Below are 2515 nucleotides of genomic sequence, written 5' to 3'. Positions count from 1 at the left end.
TAGTCGAACTGCCCACCCTTGCGGGCGACGCCGATGACTAAGCCGACCTCCCCGGCCCTCGCGCCGGCACCGATCGTGTACGTGATCGATGACGACCCGTCGGTGCGGGCGGCGCTGGCCGATCTGCTGGCCTCGATGAACATGCGCGTGGCGGTGTTCGGCTCGATCGAGCACTTCCTGCAGCACCCGCGCGAGGACGCGCCGGCCTGCCTGGTGCTGGACGTGCGCATGCCGGGCTTGAGCGGGCTGGAGTTCCATCGGCAGATGGCCCGCCATGGCCTGCACCTGCCGGTGGTGTTCATCACCGGGCACGGCGACATCGCCATGGGCGTGGACGCGATGAAGGACGGCGCGATCGAGTTCCTGACCAAGCCGTTTCGTGACCAGGCGCTGCTGGATGCGATCCACCTGGGCATCGAGCGCGACCGCCAGCGTCGCCGCGACGCGCTCGCACTGCATGCACTGCACCAGCGCTGGGCGCTGCTCAACGCGGGCGAGCGCGCGGTGGTGGCCGGCGTGGTGCGTGGCCGCCTCAACAAGCAGATCGCCGGCGACCTGGGCGTCAGCGAGATCACGGTGAAGGTGCGCCGCGCCAACGGCATGCGCAAGCTGCAGGCGCGCAGCCTGGTGGAGCTGGTGCGGCTCTACGACCGGCTGGGCGAGCCGGGCGGCTGAGCCACCCGCGGCAACGCCACCGCTGCATGCGCGTGGGGTATCCGCACACCGATGCCGCACTCAGCCGCGCAGCGTGGCGCCGCCGTCCACGTAGATGTCGCTCATCGCGATATGGCCGGCCTGGTCGGAGAGCAGGAACATCACGGCTTGGGCGATGTCATCCGGGCTGGCCAGCTTGCGCAGTGGAATGCCGGCCTTGAACATACCCGCATCGCCGTCGATCACGCGCTGCGCGCCCTGTGCGTCGGCCCACATGCCGGTCTGCATCGGGGTCAGCGTCGAGCCGGGGGCCACGATGTTGCAGCGGATGCCATGCGGCGCCAGCTCCAGGCCCAGGCAGCGGGTGAACATGGTGGCCGCGGCCTTGGAGGCGGCATAGGCCGCCATGCCGTGACGCGGCACGCCCGCCGCGTTGGAACTCACCGTCACCAGGGCACCGCGACGGCGTGGCTGCATCACCCGTGCCAGCGCCCGCGAGACATGGAACACGCCGTCGGCGTTGACCGCGAACACCGCGCGCCATTGCGCGTCGTCGATCTGGTCGACCGTGCCGACCTGCAGCACGCCCGCCACGTTGATGCCGAACCCGATCGGGCCCAGTTGCGCCTCCACGGCGGCCACCAGCGCATCCACCCCGGCCGCCTCGCGCACATCGAGCGCGTACGCATGCAGCCGGGGATGGGGCGGCAGCGCGGGCGCCACCTGGTCGGTGGCCACCACCACGCTGCCGCTGTCCAGCAGCCGCTGCACCAGTGCCGCACCGATGCCACCGGCGGCACCGGTGACCAGGGCGAGGGTGTCATCGAAGCCGGTGAGGTTCATTGCGTGATCTCCTGTGCAGGGGGTTCCCCGCGTTGCAATCGGGCCGACAGCCAGGGCGCGATCCGCGCCACCGCGTCGCGGCCGGTGAGTTCGGCGTGCAGGAATGGCAGTTCCATCGCCTCCACCTGCGCGGCATGCGCCTGCCACAGCGAGGACTGCAGGTGCGGCCGCGCGCGATGGTCGCGGCCGGCCCGCACATGCAGCAGGGTGCCGGCGTAGGGCCGGTGGTGATGCTCACGGATCAGGGTGTTGGTGCCGGTGACCGCACGCACCACGCCATCGAGCACCGCCTCGGGCAGGTTGCCCAGCGCGCTGTCGCCGCGGCGCAAGAAGGCCACGATCCGCGCGCGGCTGTCCAGTTCCGGATGCGCATCCGGGTCGTGCCCGGCAATCGCCAGCAGCGCCCGCAACGCGGCGACCGGGTCCGGCGCCGGTTCGGCACGCCAGCATTCGGCCGGATAGGCATCGAGCAGCACCAGCTCGCCCACTGGCCGCCCCAGCGCCTGAAGGCGCACCGCCATGGCCTGGGCGATGATCCCACCCACCGACCAGCCCAGCAGGTGCACCGCACCATGGGGCTGCACCGCCAGCACGGTGTCGACGTAGCGTTCGGCCAGGGCATCGATGCTGGCGGGCAGTGGCTCGGCCGCGTCCAGCGCCGGCGACTGCAGGCCATGCACCGCGCGTGCCGGTTGCAGCGCACGCGCGAGGTCGCGGTAGTTCCAGGCGATGCCCCCGGCCGGATGCACCACGAACAGCGGCGCCCTGCCCGGCCGTTCCGGTGCCAGCGTGATCAACGGCGCCAGCCCATGGTCGGTGCGGCGCAGCGGCGCCTCCAGGGTGGCCGCCAGGCCGGCCACCGTGGGCGTGGCGAACACCGCGCCCAACCCGGGGTCATGCTGCCAGTGCTGTTGGATCGCCAGCAACAGGTGCACCGCCGACAGCGAATCGCCGCCCAGGCGGAAGAAGTCCGCGTCGGCATCGGGCGCCTCGGCCAGCCCCAGCACCTGCGCAAACA

Annotated in this window: 3 protein-coding genes; 1 reads left to right on the top strand and 2 read right to left on the bottom strand. The window is 71.8% G+C overall.

Annotation, left to right across the window (positions count from 1 at the left end):
* Window positions 1-33: 33 nt before the first annotated feature.
* Window positions 34-675, top strand: a complete 642-nt coding sequence (locus RSA25_RS19180; protein ID WP_332810420.1) for a response regulator — start codon at window positions 34-36, stop codon at window positions 673-675.
* A 60-nt stretch (window positions 676-735) separates the two neighbouring features.
* On the opposite strand, the gene RSA25_RS19175 is transcribed toward RSA25_RS19180, so the two are convergent.
* Complete coding sequence (locus RSA25_RS19175; protein WP_332810419.1) at window positions 736-1497, bottom strand: 2,3-dihydro-2,3-dihydroxybenzoate dehydrogenase; 762 nt, start codon at window positions 1495-1497, stop codon at window positions 736-738.
* Window positions 1494-2515 (bottom strand): alpha/beta fold hydrolase (locus tag RSA25_RS19170; protein WP_332810418.1); only part of this gene is annotated, 1022 nt, incomplete at its 5' end. The genes RSA25_RS19175 and RSA25_RS19170, both read right to left, overlap by 4 nt.

Origin of the sequence: Stenotrophomonas sp. (assembly GCF_036662295.1) — a bacterium.
GTDB lineage: Bacteria > Pseudomonadota > Gammaproteobacteria > Xanthomonadales > Xanthomonadaceae > Stenotrophomonas.
This window is presented reverse-complemented; position numbering and strand designations above follow the sequence as displayed.

Coding starts and splice junctions, on each gene's coding strand:
- RSA25_RS19180 (WP_332810420.1), top strand. CDS start 34: ATGACTAAGCCGACCTCCCCGGCCCTCGCGCCGGCACCGATCGTGTAC.
- RSA25_RS19175 (WP_332810419.1), bottom strand. CDS start 1,497: ATGAACCTCACCGGCTTCGATGACACCCTCGCCCTGGTCACCGGTGCC.